This is a genomic window from Halalkaliarchaeum sp. AArc-GB (assembly GCF_031432225.1).
In the GTDB taxonomy this organism is placed as follows: domain Archaea; phylum Halobacteriota; class Halobacteria; order Halobacteriales; family Haloferacaceae; genus Halalkaliarchaeum.
Map to the genome: position 1 here is coordinate 66,881 of NZ_JAVKGM010000015.1, position 18,758 is coordinate 85,638.

General features: G+C 62.7%; 17 protein-coding genes and 1 pseudogene. 5 read left to right on the forward strand and 13 right to left on the reverse strand.

From position 1 onward, the window contains the following. Nucleotides 1-82 precede the first annotated feature (82 nt). Nucleotides 83-769 (reverse strand): protein sorting system archaetidylserine synthase, encoded by a 687-nt coding sequence (locus RH858_RS13290; RefSeq protein WP_310562125.1) that lies wholly within the window; start codon nucleotides 767-769, stop codon nucleotides 83-85. A gap of 101 nt (nucleotides 770-870) precedes the next feature. Beyond that, a complete protein-coding gene (locus RH858_RS13295) occupies nucleotides 871-1,674 on the reverse strand; it encodes a PHP domain-containing protein (protein ID WP_259532936.1) in 804 nt (267 codons plus the stop codon). Between the two features lie 95 nt (nucleotides 1,675-1,769). On the opposite strand from RH858_RS13295, the gene RH858_RS13300 reads away from it, so the two are divergent. Together RH858_RS13300 and RH858_RS13305 are read left to right on the forward strand one after the other, a co-directional pair. Then, nucleotides 1,770-2,969: an anion permease gene (locus RH858_RS13300; RefSeq protein WP_310562126.1), complete on the forward strand. Its 1,200-nt coding sequence runs from the start codon at nucleotides 1,770-1,772 to the stop codon at nucleotides 2,967-2,969. Nucleotides 2,970-3,043: 74 nt separating this feature from the next. Further along, nucleotides 3,044-3,655 (forward strand): hypothetical protein, encoded by a 612-nt coding sequence (locus RH858_RS13305; protein ID WP_259532939.1) that lies wholly within the window; start codon nucleotides 3,044-3,046, stop codon nucleotides 3,653-3,655. Here RH858_RS13305 and RH858_RS13310 read toward each other — a convergent pair whose 3' ends face one another. Together RH858_RS13310 and RH858_RS13315 are read right to left on the reverse strand one after the other, a co-directional pair. Then, nucleotides 3,656-3,874 (reverse strand): hypothetical protein, encoded by a 219-nt coding sequence (locus RH858_RS13310; RefSeq protein WP_259532940.1) that lies wholly within the window; start codon nucleotides 3,872-3,874, stop codon nucleotides 3,656-3,658. It lies immediately after the preceding gene. A 49-nt stretch (nucleotides 3,875-3,923) separates the two neighbouring features. Continuing rightward, the gene (locus tag RH858_RS13315; protein ID WP_259532941.1) at nucleotides 3,924-4,571 is read right to left on the reverse strand and encodes a DUF1405 domain-containing protein; all 648 of its coding nucleotides are present in this window, start codon (nucleotides 4,569-4,571) and stop codon (nucleotides 3,924-3,926) included. A 110-nt stretch (nucleotides 4,572-4,681) separates the two neighbouring features. On the opposite strand from RH858_RS13315, the gene RH858_RS13320 reads away from it, so the two are divergent. Then, entirely contained in the window at nucleotides 4,682-6,313 is a 1,632-nt protein-coding gene (locus tag RH858_RS13320) for an MATE family efflux transporter (protein WP_259532942.1), read from the forward strand. Nucleotides 6,314-6,351: 38 nt separating this feature from the next. On the opposite strand, the gene RH858_RS13325 is transcribed toward RH858_RS13320, so the two are convergent. Further along, nucleotides 6,352-7,308: a hypothetical protein gene (locus tag RH858_RS13325; RefSeq protein ID WP_259532943.1), complete on the reverse strand. Its 957-nt coding sequence runs from the start codon at nucleotides 7,306-7,308 to the stop codon at nucleotides 6,352-6,354. A gap of 124 nt (nucleotides 7,309-7,432) precedes the next feature. After that, on the reverse strand, nucleotides 7,433-8,356 hold the full coding sequence (locus tag RH858_RS13330) for a YncE family protein (protein ID WP_310562127.1): 924 nt from the start codon (nucleotides 8,354-8,356) through the stop codon (nucleotides 7,433-7,435). A gap of 131 nt (nucleotides 8,357-8,487) precedes the next feature. Between RH858_RS13330 and RH858_RS13335 the strand changes: the two genes are divergently transcribed. Together RH858_RS13335 and RH858_RS13340 are read left to right on the forward strand one after the other, a co-directional pair. Beyond that, a complete protein-coding gene (locus RH858_RS13335) occupies nucleotides 8,488-9,237 on the forward strand; it encodes a hypothetical protein (RefSeq protein ID WP_259532945.1) in 750 nt (249 codons plus the stop codon). A 50-nt stretch (nucleotides 9,238-9,287) separates the two neighbouring features. Beyond that, a complete protein-coding gene (locus tag RH858_RS13340; RefSeq protein WP_259532946.1) occupies nucleotides 9,288-10,409 on the forward strand; it encodes a glycine cleavage T C-terminal barrel domain-containing protein in 1,122 nt (373 codons plus the stop codon). Here RH858_RS13340 and RH858_RS13345 read toward each other — a convergent pair whose 3' ends face one another. The 7 genes and pseudogenes from RH858_RS13345 to RH858_RS13375 all read right to left on the reverse strand — a co-directional run bounded on the left by RH858_RS13345 (nucleotide 10,410) and on the right by RH858_RS13375 (nucleotide 18,649). Then, nucleotides 10,410-11,579, reverse strand: a complete 1,170-nt coding sequence (locus RH858_RS13345) for a geranylgeranyl reductase family protein (RefSeq protein ID WP_259532947.1) — start codon at nucleotides 11,577-11,579, stop codon at nucleotides 10,410-10,412. It lies immediately after the preceding gene. Nucleotides 11,580-11,634: 55 nt separating this feature from the next. Beyond that, the gene (locus RH858_RS13350) at nucleotides 11,635-12,738 is read right to left on the reverse strand and encodes a hypothetical protein (protein ID WP_259532948.1); all 1,104 of its coding nucleotides are present in this window, start codon (nucleotides 12,736-12,738) and stop codon (nucleotides 11,635-11,637) included. Nucleotides 12,739-12,806: 68 nt separating this feature from the next. Next, nucleotides 12,807-14,360, reverse strand: a complete 1,554-nt coding sequence (locus RH858_RS13355; protein ID WP_259532949.1) for a DUF402 domain-containing protein — start codon at nucleotides 14,358-14,360, stop codon at nucleotides 12,807-12,809. 69 nt (nucleotides 14,361-14,429) lie between these two features. Continuing rightward, entirely contained in the window at nucleotides 14,430-14,822 is a 393-nt protein-coding gene (locus RH858_RS13360) for an NUDIX hydrolase (protein ID WP_259532950.1), read from the reverse strand. Between the two features lie 233 nt (nucleotides 14,823-15,055). Beyond that, nucleotides 15,056-16,470: pseudogene (locus tag RH858_RS13365) on the reverse strand (transposase). A 326-nt stretch (nucleotides 16,471-16,796) separates the two neighbouring features. Then, nucleotides 16,797-17,681, reverse strand: coding sequence for a plasmid pRiA4b ORF-3 family protein (locus RH858_RS13370; RefSeq protein WP_259532951.1), 885 nt, complete (start codon nucleotides 17,679-17,681; stop codon nucleotides 16,797-16,799). Next, nucleotides 17,678-18,649, reverse strand: coding sequence for a hypothetical protein (locus tag RH858_RS13375; RefSeq protein ID WP_259532952.1), 972 nt, complete (start codon nucleotides 18,647-18,649; stop codon nucleotides 17,678-17,680). Before RH858_RS13375 ends, RH858_RS13370 begins: the two co-directional genes overlap by 4 nt. Nucleotides 18,650-18,758: the final 109 nt, after the last annotated feature.

Here is an 18,758-nt window from a genome sequence, read left to right on the forward strand (position 1 = left end):
AATAGGGGTTTCGGTGAGTAGAATACGTGGTCGGTTGTTGTTACTGAATCCGAAAATGTGACGTCGGATCCCGGACGTATCCCTATAGATCGAGGTGGTCCTGCCAGTAGAACCGCGGACCAAACAGGAGATACGCGAGCGAGAGGAACAGCAGGGCGAACGCGAACACTTCGCCGGGCTGGCCCGTGAGCACGATTGCGAGGACCTGAACGATTCCCATGACTGCGGCGTCTTGCGGGTGAAGGTCGGGATACGTTATCGGTGTCACCATCAACACCGCGAGAATGGCGGTGAGCGGCACGAGGAACGCCGGCGCAGTGTAGCCGGCGAGCACGGCCGCCGCGAGAATCGTCGCAGCGAGGGTAGTTTGGACACCCTCCGTCTCTTTCGTTCCGATGTCGTAGGCGTTGTACAGACCGAGGCGAATCACCGCCATTGCGACGAACACAGCGCCGATCGCGATCCCCACCAGCGCGAACGGCTCTTGCATCCCCCACTCGCTGAGCACGGTGTAGGAAACGAGGAACGCCGGCGCGACGCCGAATGAGGCGACGTCCGCAAGCGAGTCGAGATACACGCCCGCCGGGGTCGATCCGTATTTGCGGGCGATGATACCGTCGAGTGCGTCCATGATCGCCGCAAGCAACAGCAGCCGGGCGGCGATCCCCACGTCCATGGTCGCCGCTACCGCGGCGAGAAAGCCCAGTGCCGCGTTCGCCGTGGTGACGTAATCGGCCAGTCCGAGTCGGCCGAGGAACCGTGGGATCACGTTACCCCCGTCGACCACGGGGAGTAAACGTCTTTTCGTTCGGTTCGGCTACTCGTCGACGTGTCGACAGCCACCACGTGCTCCGTCCGGTCGGGAGTAACTCACTCGAAAAACGACGCGATGCGGGAGAGACCGTGGCGGCCGCGGATCGCGCCGAGTTTGGCGGCCGATGCCGTTTTGAGTGCACTGGCCTTCGTGTACGTCGCGCTGGCTTTCACGCTTTTCTTGCTGTAGTAAGCGCTCTTGCGTGCAGCAGCGATCGCGTAATGCTTGCTGGCCATCGGGATCGGGGCCCGGCGCCCCCGAACGCTCGTCTCCCCGTTCCGGATCGCATCGAGAACGTGCTCGCCGGTCACCGCCTCCCGGGGAACGTCGCCGACGTCGATCTCGCTGAACGCGCGACCGACGTACTCGAGCGTGTGGGCGTCGCTGGCGGCGACCCCCGGGTAGCCGTGCTCGGCAGCGAATCGACGAGCCCGGCGGTTCCGGTAGCCGGTGAACAGCCAGGCGTTGAACACCTCGACGGCGTCACAGTCGGCGACGTAGCGCCGTCGAACTCCGTGGCGCGAACGCTGGAACGGGTGGGGAACGACCGCGACACCGCCGTTCTCGCGGATCCAGGCCACCGTTTCGTCGAACGGGTGCCGGTGAGGGGGCATCCGATCGACACCGACCGCGAGGAGATGACCGTGGGCGGTCGACACCTCCACGCCCGGAATTCCGACGAGTCCGTACGCTGGAGCCAGTTCGGCCGCCCGAATCGACTCTCCCATCACGTCGTGGTCGGTGATGACCACGGCGTCGAGATCGATGTCGGCGGCGTGTTCGAGGATGAGATCCACCGGCTCGTGGCCGTCATAAGAGTCTTCAGAGTGAACGTGGAGGTCGATCCGGAGCGTCGTCACGCCATCCCGTAGGTCGACCGGTAATATAAGCGCGTTTGTCGGCCGTCGAAAAGCGTCACGCCTTATAAAATCAAACGGCAACACCCATTCGAACCGTGATCGACCCGCTGCTCGCGATTGGACTCCTCGTCGCGTGTTTCGTCGCCTACAATATCGGCGGTGCGACGACCGGGCCCGCGTTCGGGCCGGCCGTCGGGGCAGGGGTGCTTCCGAAGGCGGCCGCCGGCGGGCTGATGTCGGTGTTTTTCTTCCTGGGAGCGTTCAGTATCGGTCGCAACGTCGTCGACACGCTCGGCGATGACCTCGTCCACGATACCGCCGTGTTCACGCTGGAGGCGAGCATCCTGGTGTTGTTCTTCATCGGCGGGGCGCTGCTCATCGGGAACCTCACCGGCGCGCCGTCGTCGACCTCGATGACGGCAGTCGGCGCTATCGCCGGACTTGCCCTCGCCCGGGGCGTCCTCGATTTTGCGGTGATCGGGGAAATCCTGGCGTGGTGGATCATCTCGCCGGTGATCGGCTTCTGGATGGCAGTGATGATCGGCCGGTATTTCTACGACGACCTCGACCGGATCATCGCCATCGAACAGAGCGAGGGGCCGCTCGTCAAGATCGACCGGGAAGCGACGGTTCCGCGACCAGTTCCGGGAGAACAGACGAGTAGACGGGAGCTCCTCGGCACCGCAGTCGTGGTCGGAATCGGGTGTCTGATGGCGTTCAGCTCGGGGGCGAGCAACATCGCAAACGCGATCGCTCCGCTCGTTGGCAGTAGCGCAATCGCGATGAATCCCGGAATTGTACTCGGCTCTGCCGCCGTGGCGGTCGGGGCGTTCACGATCGCCCGGCGGACCATGGAGACGCTTGGAAACGACATTACCGACCTTCCGCTCACCGCGGCCATCATCGTCGCCGTGTTGAGTTCCGGGATCGTCATTGCGCTGTCGGCGATCGGGATTCCGGCCAGTTTCGTCATCATCGCCACCGTCTGTATCGTCGGCCTCGGCTGGGGTCGCTCGACCGACCGGATCCCGATTCGCGACGCAGTCCGTGGAACCACATCGCCGCAGGTATCGGTCGGCGCACTCTCCGAAGACGCAGGTGCGCCGACGGTCGGACAGCCAGCTATCGACGGTGAGGCCCCGGACCGACGGAATCGCCACACCGACGACGCCGAGGCTCCGCCGGCGACCTCCGACCTGTTCGATCCGGAGACGACGGTCAGAGTGATCGTGATGCAAAACGTCGTGCCGATCGTCGCGACAGCCGGGTCCTATCTCACGTTCCTGGTAATTTGAGGCGCAACTGCGCGATCGGGACCTGCGTGAAAACAGTTGGACCTTAGTGACTCACGGTCGTATTTCCACTGACTATGACGGTTCGCTTCAAAGGTCGCCAGACGCAGTTTTATATCGACGTCATCTACGGCATCGCGTTCAGTGCCGGGTTCGCCTACCTCCTGTTCGTCGGGATGGACCCGCGCGTCGCGGCGTTCCAGGGGGGGCTCGTGTTCGGATATTTCCTCCGCGTGTGGGAGAACATGAGCGTCTACGAACGGATTCTCGAGGAGGAAGTCGCAGCGGAGGCCCAGGAGGCGGTCGCCCAGGAGGTCGAGGACACCGTACCGGGGGAAGCCGAGGAACAGGTAACCCAGGAAATCGAGGAACGTGTTCCCGAGGAAGTTACCTCGGAAGTGGAACAACGAGTCCCTGAAGAGGTCACCTCGGAGGTCGAACAGCAGGTTCCCGAGGAGGTCACCTCGGCCGTCGAACAGCAGGTCGAGCAGGCCGTCGAACGACAGATGGAAGACGGAATGGGCGACCAGATCGAGGCGGAAGTCGAAGACCAACTCGAGGACGACGTCGCCGATCAGATCGAAGCGGAGGTCGACGAGCGGATCGGCGAGGAAGTCGAAAAACGGCTCGACGACCGCGTCGAGGACCACACTGAAAGCGGACCCGAAGGGGACGATTCCACGGAGTGACTACTCGCCGTCGAGATCGTCTTCCGATCCCGGAATCCCGCACACGCCGGCCGCTGACCCTGCACGTTCGACGCCGGTCGCAATCCCGGTGATCTCCCATGACGGGTCGTGGCCTGTCTCGCGTTCGTGGTCGTCGATCCACTCCCTGGCTTCCGATAGCGAGTCAAACGCACCCTCGAAACCACACCCGGGACACCACACCTTCGCTCGAGTCGCCATTACGAACTGGTAGGTCCCGGGGGCCGATAACGTCTCCGCTCGTCGCTACTCACGACTCGAGCGTAGCCGACCACTCGGAGAGTGGTTCGAACGCCCACCACGCGAGCGCGACGGCGAAAACCGAAAGGCCGACGGAGATCACCGGCAGCACCAGCCCCGGTTCGTACTCGAGCGGAGGATGGTAGCCGAAGACGTAATCGAACACGTCGTTTGCCAGAAGCAACGCCAGCGCCGACGCGAGCGCCCCCGGCGTCGTCGCCGCCGCGTGTGGAAACAGGAACGCCTCGGCGACGAACAGGAAGTGCGTGATCACGATTCCCCAGTAGTCCCACAGCGCTCCCGCCGCGAACAGGTACAGTTCCGGACGAAGCGTGAGGGCGACGAACGTCCAGAGGCCGAACTTCACGAGCCAGACGAACGCGAACGTGTGGAGATACGCCAGCGGTCGATTTCTCGGTGCCTGATGCGGTTGCCGACCGAGATTGGGGAGTAGCGTCGCCAGCGCGAGCGTCGCCAGCGCGATCGCCGTCGGGGAATCGGCGTACAGCGGCCACAGGATCGTCGGCACCTCGTCCAACGTGTCGACGTAAAACTCCACGCCGACGAGAAACGCGACGGCATTGACGAGGAGGAGCCAGACCAGGGTTGACGGCGTCGCCAGATCTGCCGCCCAGTGGTCCGGGATGACCCGACCCATACCGTCGGAGTTCGCGGGCGACTCTTATAAGCAACCGCCCTTGTGCTACCGAAGCAACCGGCCTTCCGACATCGGAACGTTGATTTCTCCGCCAGTCCAGCCTTGCAAAAGTGACAGACCCCGCTTCGCCGGGGGACGACGAGCAAGACGATCCCGACGCGACGCCCTCCGGTACACCTCCCGACGAGACGTCCGACAATCCGCCGGACGTTAGCGACGGTGAAGACGACGACGGCGACGAGCCGCGTGATTCGATCACCGAGGGGAGCCTCCTCCGGCCACTGTTCCGGCTCGCCTGGCCGATTTTGGTCATCCAGCTGCTGCAGGTGACGTACAACGTCGTCGACACCCTGTATCTCGGCCGCCTGTCGGCGGAGGCGGTGGGGGCACTCAGCCTTGCGTTCCCGCTGATCTTCCTTTTAATCGCCGTCGCCGGGGGGTTCACCACCGCGGGAGCGATCCTGGTTGCCCAGTACACCGGCGCGAAAGGCGATCGATCCGCGGGGCTGGTGGCCGGACAGACGATCACGACGGTGGCGGCACTCTCCGTCGTCATCGGGATCGGGGGCTACTTTTACACGCGTCCGGCCCTGGAGCTGCTGCCGAGCGATCCCGAGACGGCCGCGACGGTGATCCCGCTTGCGGCCGACTACATGGAGGTCATCTTCCTGGGGATCCCGCTGATGTTCGGCTTCTTCGTGTTCAGCGCGCTACTGCGGGGGTACGGAGACACCCGGACGCCGATGTTCGTGATGGTGGTGTCCGTCTTTATCAACGTCGTCCTCGATCCCTTCCTGATCTTCGGGTTCCAGCACAACCCGATATTCGTCTGGCTGGACGCGACCCCGATCGTCGGGACGATCGACTTCGCGGCCATCGAGACGGCGACCTACGCCGCGACGGGGTTCGTCGGGTTCGGCATCCAGGGGGCGGCGCTCGCGACGATTATCGCTCGCGGCATCGCAACGGCGATCGGGCTGTGGCTGCTATTTACGACGACCGTCGGTCCGGCCGTCCGGATCCGCCACCTCTCACCGGATCTGGGGTTCATCTCCGACATCTTCCGGCTGGGTCTCCCCAGCAGCGTCGAGCAGACCGCGAGCGCGCTGGCAATGATCACCCTTACCGCCATGGTGGTGACGTTCTCGCCGCCGGTGGTGGCCGCCTACGGGCTCGGAAACCGCCTCATATCGCTCGTGTTCCTCCCGGCGATGGGGCTCGGGCGCGCGATCGACACGATGGTCGGCCAGAACCTGGGCGCCGACCGCGCCGATCGGGCCGCCCGGGCGGTTCGCGTCGCGGCGAGCACCGGCGCGGGCGTGATGCTCCTCGTTGCGGTCGTCGCGGTGGCGTTCACAGAGCCGATCGTTGCGGTCTTCCTCGGCGACGTGCCGCAGGCGGCCGAGACGATCCGTCACGGCGTCGACTACGTCCGGATCCGCTCCGTCGAGTTCGCGTTCATCGGAGTCGCGCAGGTCATCCTCGGTGCGTTCCGCGGTGCTGGAAACACGAAGACGGCGATGACCATTTCGCTGATCTCCCTGTGGGCCGGCCGGGTGGCCTGCGTCTTTTATCTGGTGTTCGTCGCCGGCTGGGGCGCGACCGGGATCTGGGTGGGGATGACCGTCGGCCACATCGTCAGCGCAGTGATCGGCGTGGTCTGGTTCTCCCGTGGAACCTGGACCGAAAAGTACATCGACGAACCGGACCCGGTCGAACCACCAGCCCCGACAGAGGACTGATCACGGTTCATCCACCCCGACAGAGGACTGACAGCCGCCTACAGCGGCTCGAACGACGGGGGAACTGTCCGGCCTTGCTGAAACTGTTTCAGGTAGTGTCTGATCCCCGGCCCGTGGGCAGCACCGACGAGCAGATGCACTTCACTCGCGTTGTCGTGGTGGTAGACAGCGTACTCTGCCATTCGCTCGTTTCGTGCGTGTGTGACGACCTCGAGTTCGGGATCGTGTCGCCGGAGCCACTCCCGTTCCAGCGGTTGTGGGAGAAACGCCCGGGCGTAATACCGCTGGAGGTCACGGAGTCGATCGGGGTTCCGACTCGCATCGCGACTCAGCGAGAACGACTCGTAATTTTTCGCCGTCGCGAGATCCGCGTGATCGGTCACGAACGCGGCTGCGACGTCGGCGAGGACGCGTTCGAACCGGTCGCCGTACACGGACGCCCCTGATTCGATGACAGAAAACGTCGCCTCTCGGAACGTCGAGGCGATCGAACTGACGTCCTCGAGCAACGCGTCGAACGGCGTCTCTTCGAGCGGGCCGAGCCACGATTCACCAGCCAGTTGGACGCACTGCTCCATCGCCCAGCGGTAATCGTCCATCTCACAGACCCCCTCGAAGTCCTGAAAGTAAAGCGGGCGGATCCCCTGTTCGCAGTACACCGACGCATCCCGGTCGAGATATCGTCGGACGTGCGTTCTCAAGAACGCTCGCTCTTCGGGCGTGTCCGCGTGTGTGACTCCGTGGACGTGGAACGCGTGACCGTCGAGACGAACGCACGTTCCGGGGAGTCCACCCGAGTCCGAGACGTCCCACCAGGTCGGATCGACGGTGGACTTCCAGACGTCTTTCGCCCGAAAGTACGCCTCGTGAATCGACTCCGTTTCGAATTGCGTTCGCAGCTCAGAGAGGGACTCGGATGCCCGGATCTCGGCAACCTGTTCCGCGTCGGTGTCAGTGTCGTCCGTGCCGTCGCTGGCGTACGGTTCCTCGTCCACGTGGATTCACTCCCTGGAAATATTACGGTTCGAGGCCGTTTCAACGCCGCTACTATGTGTACTTGAGGCACACATCCGACCACCAGTGTGAGACCAGGCAACTGCCCGTCTTACTGTCGGGACTTCACCGCGAAAGGTAGGCGATGCCGTCCGGGTGAAGACCGACGTCGTACCTGTCTATCTCCTCCCACTCGTCGGCGTCGAGGACGCTCACGTCGTTCGTCTTGTTGTTCGCGACGAACGCCCGCTCTCCGGTCGGATCGAAAGTAGTACCGCCGGGCCAGATACCCACGGGGATGCGGGCGATCTCCCAGGGTCGGATCTCGTCGTTTCGCTCGTGGCTGGTGTCGATGACGCTCACGTCGTTGCCCTCGCGGTTCGGAACGAAGACGTGGCGACCATTCGGCGAGGAGACGACCCGGATCGGCGTTTCGCCCAGCAGCGCCTGTCCCTGCTCTTCAAACGTTTCGGGATCGACAACTGTGAGCCGCGAATCGTCCTGGTTGGCGACCAGCAGCCCGCCTTCGGGATGGACTTCGATCCCTTCGGGCGCTTCGCCGACGGGGATGTCTCCGACGATTTCCCGTTCGTCGGCGTCGATCGCGGTGACGTTGTCGCTGCCGATGTTGGCGACGAACGCGGTCTCCTCGTCCGGCGTGAACGCCACCATATGGGACTTGTCCTGAAACGTCGGGAACACGGAACGCAGCTCGACACCCTCGCCGGCGACGTCGAACACGAAAACGCGGGAGCTGTATGTCGATGCGAGCCACAACTCGTCGGCCGACTCCCTGAGAGCCAACCCGTGGGGGAAGTCGAACTGCTCGTGTTCGATCCGCTGGATGATTTCCCAGGAGTCCGTATTCAGAACCAGGAGGGTTCCGCCGAGCGAACAGGTGACGTACAACTCCTTTCCGTCCGGGCCGATTTCGACCTCGTGAGGGTTGAAGTCGGTCTGGACACGGTCGATTCTCTCTCCAGAATCTGGGTCGACAATCGAGATGCTGTCTTCGTCCTTGTTGAGTACAACAAGCCGGTCGTCCGTCATGTGAGAACACGGTTCGAGTCGAAATGTTATAAATCGGATCGGTTCGCGGACCGGATACGTTTTGGTGAACCGGTCGCCCACTGCAATCACCTCGGCGACACTGTTACCAATCCCCTCGGTGTACAGCAGCTATGGTTGACGGAAGTCCTAACCGACCCTCGCCGGGAGGTGCCGAAGCCACCGGGGAAACCGAGGTCGTCCCAGTGGCGCGAGAGGAACTCCGGATCACTTTCGAGTACCAGGTCCAGCGGCTCCGGGAGATTGACGGGAAGGCGATAGAACTGCTGAAGGCGAACCTGCTTTTGATCGGGCTGGTCGTCACTGCGGGATCGATCCTGGTACAGACGGAAATTGACGTCGCCGCATTCGTGAATGCGTTTACGGTCGCGGGAGGACTGCTGCTTTTGGTGTCGACGGGGCTGGCTGGGGTCACCTACACCTCCTCGAACCTCCGGGGTGGACTGGACGCCGACGCCGTCGAGACGGCGATCGCAGACGAGGGGGACGGCGAATTCCAGGAACGATTGCTCCGGAGCTACGCCCGATGGATCGATTACAACGCCCGGATGACAGCCGTCAACGACATCCTCGTCACCGTGACAGTTCTCCTGGTCGTCGTCGCGTTCGTGTACGTGCTCGTCGGCGTCGTCGTCGGGTTCGCGCCCGTTTCGACGGCGACAGCGATCGGTCTGTTCGTCGTGCTCACGCTCCTCCTGGGGTGGGTGACGAGACGGGTGTATCACATGGATCATCTGGGGCCTCGGGATGCTCGGCGTAACGGGACGTTCGACGGCGTCCGGCTCTCGAAGGGGACGACCCGAACTGAAGGATTGAACACGCTCAAGGTAATGTTCGCTCGAAAGCCCGACGAGGAAGAGTAGGCCGGGAACGGATCGGCGAGGTTTTCCACCTCGGCCCGTTACCCAGTCACATGACGGTCGTCGGGGATTTACACGAGGAGTACGGGGCGACGGTCGGCGAGCGCGGCGGAACGGCGGTGGCGGAGGCGTACGGCCGACCCCAACGTGCGGCGCGGGCAGTCAGGAACGTGGTCGGCGCAATCGAGATGGGCTACGGCGTGGTCACCGTGTCGGGAGCGGATCGCTATGAATTCGTCGACGACGCCGTTTCCAATCGAATCCCAGAGCGTGAGGAAAGGGGAGTGTACGCGCTTTTGCTCGACCCGCAAGGAACTGTGCAGACAGACATGTACGTGTACAATGCCGGCGAGCGACTCCTGGTGTGTACGCCTCCGGGTCGAGCGGCCCCCCTCGTGGACGACTGGGGGGAGAAGGTGTTCATCCAGGACGTGGAGGTCCACGACGCCACGGACGAATTCGGAATATTCGGAATTCACGGCCCCAAGGCGACCGAGAAAGTCGCCTCGGTGCTCGACGGTGGGTCGCCCCCGGAGGAGCCGCTGTCGTTCGTCCGCGGATCGATGCACGGGGCCGGCGTCACTGTCGTCGCCACGGACAACCCCCTGGGCGAGGAGGGATACGAGGTGCTCTGTACGGCACCGAACGCACGTGAGGTGTTCGAAACCCTTCTCACCAGGGGACTCAATGCGGCCCCGTTCGGATACCGGAGCTACGACGTGCTGTCGCTGGAGGCGGGGACCCCGATCTTCGAGACGGAACTTCAGGGCCGGGTCCCCAACGTGGCGGGAGTCAGGAACGGACTCGACTTCGAGAAGGGGTGTTACGTGGGACAGGAAGTGGTCTCGAAGATCGAGAACCGCGGTCGACCCAGCCGGCGTCTGGTCGGTTTGCTCCCCGACCGGTTCCCAGAATCGGCGATGGGCGAGGCGGAGACGCCGCCCATGTCCGGAGTGCCGGTTGCCGCCGACGGCGACACCGTCGGTGAAGTCACGCGTGCGACGCCGTGGTCCACGCTGGAACGTCCCCTTGCGCTGGCGCTCGTCGACTTCGACGCCGACGGGGATTTCACCGTCCGTCTCGGGGACGAGGAGATTCCCGCCGAACTCGCCTCGCTGCCGTTCCTCGAGGGATCAGCGCGATCGGCCAGGCTGCCGGCGTATCCCGGGGAGTGATCAGGAGAACAGCCGTCTGAGGTGTTCCCGGGAGAAAAACGACGTCGGTCGGTCCATGTGGACGCCGATCTCACCCGACAGCGCCCACAGTCCGGCCCGCTGAACCGGTTCGGGCAGCGAATACGCCCGCCTGATCAGCGATCCGAGGCGGATTTCCCGGCCGAGCTCTTCCCGCCAGGCCCGTTCGTACGCCGACAGCGTCGACGGATCCGCTGGATCGATCGTCTCGGCTGCGATGTCGGCAGCCGTCATTCCGTAGAGTATCCCGCCGCCTGTGAACGGCTTCGTCTGGGCGGCCGCGTCACCGAGGAGGAACACCCGGTCTGTCGTCGTTCGGGCTGGTGGCCCGATCGGTATCGCGCCCGAACAGAACCGCTCGGTTTCGACGCCGTAGCCGTCGACGAGTCGATCGAACCGGCTTTTCACGTCCTTGCCCGGTGGGGCGGCCAGGCCGTACTCGACGCCGGCCTCGCCCCGTGGGATCCGCCAGGAGAAAAACGTCGGTGCCGTCAGGTGGACGTTGACGAAGTCTCCGTGGTCGGGTTCCTCATCGAATGCGAGCACGCCGTGCAGCGTCTCTTCGGGCTCCGGGAGCCCCACCGCTCGACGGACTCTCGAGGTCGGCCCGTCACACCCGGCGACGATGCGGGCTTCGAACGTCCGTTCGACACCGCCGTTCCCGTCGCCGCGGTTCCCGTCCCCGTCGTTCCCATCGCCGTCGTTCCCATCGCCGTCGTTCCCATCGCCGTCGTTCCCGTCACCGCCTACGCTTGCAGTGAGAACGACCCGGTCCGGTCGCTCGTCGACATCGGTCACCGTGTGGTGCTCCCGGACGTCCGCACCTGCCTCTCTGGCGCAGTCCGCGAGCGTTCGATCCAGCTCGACGCGGTCGATCACGTTCGAAACCTCCTCGCGTTTGTAAAACCTGTAGGCGTCCGTTTTTGGCCCACCGACGTGGAAGTCCGCACCGTAGATCCGGTTTTGCAGGAGACGATCGACTGCCTTCTCGGGGACGTACTCCCACAGGTCCGTCGAGACGTGTCCCGAACAGGCCAGCGGTGATCCGATCTCTCCGCTTTCCAGCGCGAGGACATCGAGTCCGGCCTCGGACGCCCGACGGGCGTACCGGGCGCCGGGAGGGCCGACGCCGACGACCGCAACGTCGTACATAGCAGTTTCTCGACCCAGATCGGTAAATAGCTTATCAGAGGACCGCCATCGGATTTCAGACGATTGCGAGGCCGCGAACGGGGCCGCCTTCGAGGAGATCCTCCCAGGTTACGTCGTCGTTCTCCCCGACGGAGGGGGGCCCGGAGACGCTTGCGGCGGGGATCTCACAGCGCTCCCAGCTATCGCCGGCATCGCCAGTTCGGGAGAGGCCGCCGTCGCAGGCGGCGTACAGCTCGCCCGGCTCTGTTCCCGACGCCAGTACCGGCCGCCTGGCCCCCTCGCCAGTGTCGAGTTCGGGGCTGTCCAACCGCGTCCACTCGTCGCCACTAGTTGTGCCGTCGTCTTCTCCCACTCCCCTTTCCTCCTGCTCGACGGCGCCAGTCGACCCTTTCCGATAGAGATAGCTCGGTCCCGTCCGGTGGGCGTTGCGGGCGGTGCTCGCGGTGGACATGACGACCGTGTCTGGATCCCCCGGATCGACCGCCAGCCCCCAGCAGTATCGGTGTTCGAGACCGTCGTGTCGCTGTTTCCACGTGTGACCGGCGTCCTGGCTTTCGGCATAGCCGTCCCCGGCCGCGCTGTAGACGCGTTCCGGGGCGTCCGGATGCGTCGCTATCGTGTGGTTGTCTCGTCTGGCTCCGGGCGGCCGGTCGTCCCACGTTTCACCGCCATCTCGGGTGACCACGAACGCGCCCGCCTCGATCCCGATGTACCAGGTGTCCGGATCGGCGGGGGCCGGTTCGATCCACCGGACGTGATGTGTGTCGGGCCGCGGTGGGAACGACCACCGGGACGCCGAGGGGAGGTCTGTGAGTCCCTCCAGATGATCCCAGGTGTTGCCGCCGTCAGTGGATCGGTAGATCCGGGACGGCTCCGTGCCCGCCCAGACAGTGTCGGAATCGTGGTTGGATATCCCCAGGGCAGTGACTGCGGCCGGTTCGATCTCTCCGCCGATCCGTTCGAACGTTTCTCCGGCGTCTGTCGACCGCCACAGCCCGGAGTCGAACGTTCCGGCGAACACCCGATCGGGAGCCGACGACGAGACGGCCACACATTCGACACGTTTGTCCGCTAACCGGACCGCGGCGGCGGTGTCCTCCGACGTGATTCCCTCGGCAAGGAGGAGCCTGTCGGCGGTCGCGACGTAGGCTGTAGTCATTACACGAGAATGAGGGTTGAGGCGTATAAATAGCGTCGGCGGAACCACTGACGGAGAGCGGCCGGACGTTATAACGCGTTTTCGAGGGCAGTCGCCACCGCGCGCGCCTTCTCGGCCAGTTCGGCCGGCACGTTTCCGGCCGCCTCGGCCGCGTCGAGTTCGTCGTCGTCCACCCGTTCGACGGTACCGTCGCGGTGTTTTACGACGTCGACGTGGAGATCGACGTACCGGATCGCCCCCGGAAAAATTTCGACCGGCGTACAGACGTTGACGTACGTCCCCTTCGGTGTCCCGGAATCGTCCCGATAGGTCGTCGGATACCACCACCGGCCCTCGCGGAACTTCGTCACCGCGACGTCGCCATCCTCGCGGGCGACTCCGAGGCCATCGTAGCTCCCCCGTCCAGTCATCTTTCGCTCGACAGTGACGGTTCCGTCCGATTCGAGCTCGGTTACAGTACCGGTCCCGAGCGTGATCAACCGTCCGTCAGGCTTCCCGTGTTCGATCCGGATTTCGTCGTCCTCGTGGGGGCCGAATTGCCCGGTCACTGTTCGGAAGGGGAACTCGTCGTCATCCACCGGGTCACAAAGCGCCTCGACGAAGTCGACGCCTGCCCCCGCCTCGTCCGATCCTGCCTTGATGCGGTGATGTCCCGGCATCGTGGTGGTTACGTCCCTGCGGCGGTCGTCGAGGCCGAACCGTGACTCCCGACCGAACCACAGCCAGGCGCCGGCCCCGGGAGATGCGAGCGCCTCCGGGCGTACAGTATCAACTGTCGGTCCTTCGGACCCCCCGGTGTCGTCGGACGGGTTCGAGTCTCCCGGAGACAGGGACCCCTCGAGCGCGTCGGCCCGTTCGATTGCCCGTTGGAGTCCAGCCTCCAGGGCGTTCATCTCCAGTTCTGTCGCAGCGTGGGTCCATTGCAACCCCCATCCCTCCGGCGGCTCCAGTCCGAGCAGGTCGGTCATTCCGGCGAGTTCACGGGCGGCCTGATCGTCGTGGGTGTCGACTGTCGTTCCCTCCCGCCCCCGCTCGAGGACCGCGACCCCGCCGTAAGCCCGGATCGTGGTGTCCAACTCGGGACGGCGACTGGTCCAGGGGGGCGACGACGCCGTAACCTGCACCCGGAATTCGTCGCCCACAGAGAGGTGTTCGTGGGCGTTGTCGTACGGTAAATACCCCTCACTCGCCAGGTGATCCGTCGTCATCGGGCCGCCGGTGTCAGTGTTGTTTTCGTCGCCGGACCCGATCGTCAAATCGACGACTGCGCCGCTGCCGAGGGTTTCTGTGACTCGGCCGCGAAAAACCGATCCTCGGGGTGTCGGATCTCCCCACGATAAGGTGTCACGTGACAGTGTGTCGAGGATCGTTTCTCGGACAGCGGTCACGGCCTCGGGATCGCCTTTAACGCCAATACCCTGTCGGTCGTCGGTCGTTTCCACCGCGGCTTCGTGACCTGCCGCGGGAAAATCCTCGTCGAACCGCCGATCGATCGGTCCGGATACGCCGACGACCTCGAACCCCGATCGGAGAAACAGCTGGGTCAGTGCCGTCGAATAGATCCCCCGTATGCGTACGTTCACGTTCTCGCCATCCGGCGAACCGTTGCCGTCACCGCTCATGAAATCCCCTCGGAGGGGCACGGTGAAACGTTTTCCGTGTCGTGTCCGGCGACGAACTGTTTCTCTGGGCTACTGGCCGAACGCGTCGCGAATGATTCGCCCGTGATCGAAGCCTGTTTCGGGGAGTTCCCTAGGAGCGAACGTGTTCACCCGGCGTGCCTCCTCACGGGGCTCCGGCGTCGCGTTACCCACCGGCAAACAGCGATAGGCTGCGCTGACGTTTCCTCGCTCGTCCCGGTCTGGATCGTCGTATAGGCCGACGAACTCCTGGACTGTCACGTCGATCCCGACTTCTTCCGCTACTTCACGAACGCAGGCTTCCCTGGCCGTCTCACCGGGTTCGACGAGGCCGCCCGCGAGAACCCAGTGTCCGTCGAACGGCGGGTGATCTCGTTCGAGGAGAAGTACCTCACCGTCGATATCGATCACGGCATCGCTGGCCAACGCTCTGATCTCGACCATGTGAGAGCCTATGGGTCGTCTGTGTTTGTAGCTATCCCCAAGTTGGAGTTGAGACTACAGCGGGATTAGCGGGGCTGTGATGCGTGGTTTCAGCCGAATCGATGAGCAGAAACTGATTCAGATCGCTTTCTGACCGGACGTTATAGTTGGATAGTCAACTCATCCGGAGTGTTTCCGAGACCGCGGGTAGTGTAGCCACTTAGACGTCGCGCTACCACGGTTAGAGATCCTCGCTATCCGATGCCGGTCTCCTTCTTCAACAGCGTAAGCGTGTTGTCGGCCGTTACGATCGGCGAATGTTCATACTCACCGGTCAACTCGACCTGTACCAGCAAATCGACTGCTCGCCAGATAGAGTACAGCAGACACGCAAACGCGAAGTAGAAAAAGCGAAGCCCAAAATTCTTCGAGGTCGTCGCAGCCATGAACCGCCAGATCGATTTGTACCCGCTCTCTATCTCCCAGCGGTAGCCGTACTCAGTGAGGTGCCCGCTCCCTCGATTCGTCATGAACACTGAATACTGCCGGTGGTCGTCGTGCTCGGAGTCTTCTTTCCGGCGGTAGATCAGCGTCGTCTCGTGCCACTCGTTCTTGCCCAGATGGAGCTTGCAGTCGGTTTCATACCGGTCTTGGCCCCGCTGGAGTAACCGCTTGGCCTGGGCTTTCTCGCTGGTCTGCATCCGCTTGGGAACGACGTAGGAGAGTCCACGCTGGCTGATCATCTCCAAGACGTGCTGACTGTCGAACTCCCGGTCCATTAGCACGTTATCGACGTGGACGAGCCCTTCAGTCGAACCAGCAAGTCCTCGACTATCTCCTTGCGTGACTCGTCTTTCCGTACCGGACGGGCATCAAGGACGAGTGGGACAGCGTTGCCGACCAACTGGACTGTCGCCCATTGGTAGGCGTATTCGTCGTTCTTCTCCTTCGTCCCGATTATCTCGTCTTCGTGGCCCGTTCGGTCACCTGTGAAGGGATCGGCTCCAGTGATATCGATCGCTACGATCCCGGCACGATAGAACGCCTCCGTCGCTGCGACCTCTTCTAAGAGTCGGCCCGCCGCTTGCCGATACATCTCTCGAATCTGTTCGATCGAGAGATCACGAAGATGGTCACGATGCGCGTGTCCCATCGGAGTCCGGTCACGAGTCGACTCGTGGATGAAACTGCGAGCTCCCTCGTTCGCGGCGAGATTCTCTCGCAACCCCAGATACGTTTGCAAGTCCCAAAACGCATTCTCGTGGATCTCACAGCCCTCACCACGATTAAGCGAGAACGCGGGGACGATGATGCGGCTGACGTGGTCGGTGATCTTGCTCGCCTGATCGAGAACGTCTCCATCGTCTGGCTCCGGCTGACCGGATTCAGTATCGTGGTGCCGGAGGGTTCGATCCGGTTCACGCGGGACCGTGATGCCCGCGTTCTGAGCGGTGATGAGGATCGTTCGAGCAACCGTTTTGATAGTCCCGCGGAGATCTTCCGTGAAGCGTGTGTGCCAACTTCGCCACAGCGTTGACTGATTGGGTATCGACTCGATGCCCAGTTGCTCACGGATATCAGATCGACGTTTGAGGTACTCAACGAGTGCAGTCTCGTGGTCCCATCCGTGGAGTTCCTTCAGCACGAACAGGCGAAAGAGCGTGGCCATCTCATAGCGTGTCGAGTTCGCGTATCGATCGTGAGGGTTGAATCGAAAGTAGGCCAGCGGAACCGTACAGACGAACAGCTCAACTGAGGTATGGGCGTCGTGATCGAACCACGCTTCCGAAACAGTACGAACGTCCGACTCCAGTCCGGCTAGCGAACCTCGGTCATACAACGGTGTCGAGTCGTACACCGGCCACTCGACGTGCGGTTTTCGGGCGATCCAACGAAAGACATTCCGGCGAGACGCACAGGTTGGTGCCACTGTGAGACGCTGGACACGTCACGGCCAAGAACTCGTTCTCTTCGACAGACAGTCAAGAGAGCAGCCTACAGGTGGCCGTATCCTATGCGTTCGAGTTCTGCTTCCAGTTCGACGTGCATCGCTTCGACAGTCTCCTCGTCGAAATGCTGCCCTGTCATCGCCCCCGATATCTCCGCGATTTCAGCGTGCCACTCGCGTACTGCGTCCGCAAGGGCCGCGAGGAGTTCTCCTTCCGTCTTGTCTGCTCCATCAACTTCCTCAACGACCTGCCACCCCGGCTGGAAGTTTTCGAGGACGTATCCCCTCTCTTCGAACTGAATCGCGAACCGTTCGCAGACCGCCCCGAATCCGGTTTCGAGACTGAGCAGTGGTATGACGTGGACGATACCATCTCGCTTCTCCAACTCACGCAGATCCGCAACGGGAACAGCAGTTTCAGGGAGCACCGAATAGAGTGGGTCAGGGAGAGGCGAATCGCTTTCAGCGGCTCCTGGTGCGTCGTACTGGTCGTCGATGGACTCGCCTTTCTCTTTCACACCCTCTGGTGGTTTGTCGCTCGGCTCATCGCTGAGAATCTCTTTCAAGATTGCGTAGAACCGCCATTCGTCGCCGTAGTCATAGAGGTAGCAGATACGGTCATACTGTTCGAGGCCGAGCTGGCGAGTCATCTCGCCGATCGTCACCTCGTCAGCGTTCTCAATCCGTTCCGTACGCAATACCGGATCACCACCAAGCGACTCCTCGTACTCCTGCGGGCACTGGTATTTGACGGCGCTATCCCAATAGTCTTCATCCTCCCCGACGAACCAGAGGTGGCCCTGATCGAGTCCGACCGCAGGGTTGATCGCCGACTGAAATTCGGAGATCGTTCTGTCCGCACCAACGACGATATCCCGCCACAGCGACGTCGGGTCGGGGTCGAATTTGACGCGAAAGCGGTAGGCAGTCATCCTTGCATCTCCGTACCTGTGCGGAAGCTGGTGAGCTCGTCGATACGCTGCTCGAGCTCCTCGATCTCCGCTCGTAGCTGGTTCGCTTCATCGTCCTTGCTGGCAGCAAGGCGGTCTTTCAACCCCTGCAATCGGGAGTCTTTGACGTCTTCATCGACCTCCGCTTTGCGAACGTATTCGCTTTCTTCGACTTCGTACACATCGGATTCGGAGAGCGTGGTGACTTCCAGCGCTTCATCGACTTTCGAGCGATCGACGCTCAGCACACGTTCGCGGTCGATGCCAGCGTTCTCGAGGCGTTCCAGCACCTCCTCGTCGTCTTTGAGCGAGCGGTTGCGGCGACTCGTCCGCTGGACGGAGCCGTACTGCCCGGAAACCGGACGGTCGTGATGAAGCCGAGCGAGGAGGACATCCGCGATCTCCTTGCGGAATTCGTTAGCATCTCGCTGGACATCCGAAAGCAGGGTGTAGAGATTCACCAACGCGTCGGTCTCCAGTTCAGAGAGAGTAGTCACATCGTGGCGTTCGAGTGCATCGATGAGGAGAAGTGCATCCGAGTAGACATCAAGTCCGTCGGGTTCAGTTCGTTCCTCGTCCGTAGATTCCTGTTCCGCGCCCACCACCTGCGTTGCCGTCGAAACCTCCGATTGTGTGATGATGCCAGCGTCCTTATCAACCTCGAACCGTGGATGGACACTCCATACCGCCGGGTATGGGTCGGCATCCGGCGGGAGACGGTCAAGATCAAACCCGTCGGGAGAATCCTCGATTCGTCGATAGAGCGTTTCGAACTGGTCGCGTTGGAGCGGTCGCGTCTCGTCTCTGTCTTCGAACTGAATGATGACGCGAGCGTCCTGCACGTCAGTAATACGAAATCGCTGATGGGAGAGCGGCGTGATGAGCGTCGCGCTCTCGGGAAGGTCGTCGAGTTCGTCGAGAAGCGTGTGCCAGCTGGCGGTGAAAGACATATACGATGGTTGTGATCCATTCCGACTAAATCTTGTTCACGACGCGGCTACTGGCAGACAGTCTCTGTAACAGACACCCTGATACGTGGCTCTTCGAAATTACCGATAT

Coding starts and splice junctions, on each gene's coding strand:
- RH858_RS13305 (WP_259532939.1), top strand. CDS start 3,044: ATGACGGTTCGCTTCAAAGGTCGCCAGACGCAGTTTTATATCGACGTC.
- RH858_RS13310 (WP_259532940.1), bottom strand. CDS start 3,874: ATGGCGACTCGAGCGAAGGTGTGGTGTCCCGGGTGTGGTTTCGAGGGT.
- RH858_RS13315 (WP_259532941.1), bottom strand. CDS start 4,571: ATGGGTCGGGTCATCCCGGACCACTGGGCGGCAGATCTGGCGACGCCG.
- RH858_RS13330 (WP_310562127.1), bottom strand. CDS start 8,356: ATGACGGACGACCGGCTTGTTGTACTCAACAAGGACGAAGACAGCATC.
- RH858_RS13335 (WP_259532945.1), top strand. CDS start 8,488: ATGGTTGACGGAAGTCCTAACCGACCCTCGCCGGGAGGTGCCGAAGCC.
- RH858_RS13340 (WP_259532946.1), top strand. CDS start 9,288: ATGACGGTCGTCGGGGATTTACACGAGGAGTACGGGGCGACGGTCGGC.
- RH858_RS13345 (WP_259532947.1), bottom strand. CDS start 11,579: ATGTACGACGTTGCGGTCGTCGGCGTCGGCCCTCCCGGCGCCCGGTAC.
- RH858_RS13350 (WP_259532948.1), bottom strand. CDS start 12,738: ATGACTACAGCCTACGTCGCGACCGCCGACAGGCTCCTCCTTGCCGAG.
- RH858_RS13355 (WP_259532949.1), bottom strand. CDS start 14,360: ATGAGCGGTGACGGCAACGGTTCGCCGGATGGCGAGAACGTGAACGTA.
- RH858_RS13360 (WP_259532950.1), bottom strand. CDS start 14,822: ATGGTCGAGATCAGAGCGTTGGCCAGCGATGCCGTGATCGATATCGAC.
- RH858_RS13370 (WP_259532951.1), bottom strand. CDS start 17,681: ATGACTGCCTACCGCTTTCGCGTCAAATTCGACCCCGACCCGACGTCG.
- RH858_RS13375 (WP_259532952.1), bottom strand. CDS start 18,649: ATGTCTTTCACCGCCAGCTGGCACACGCTTCTCGACGAACTCGACGAC.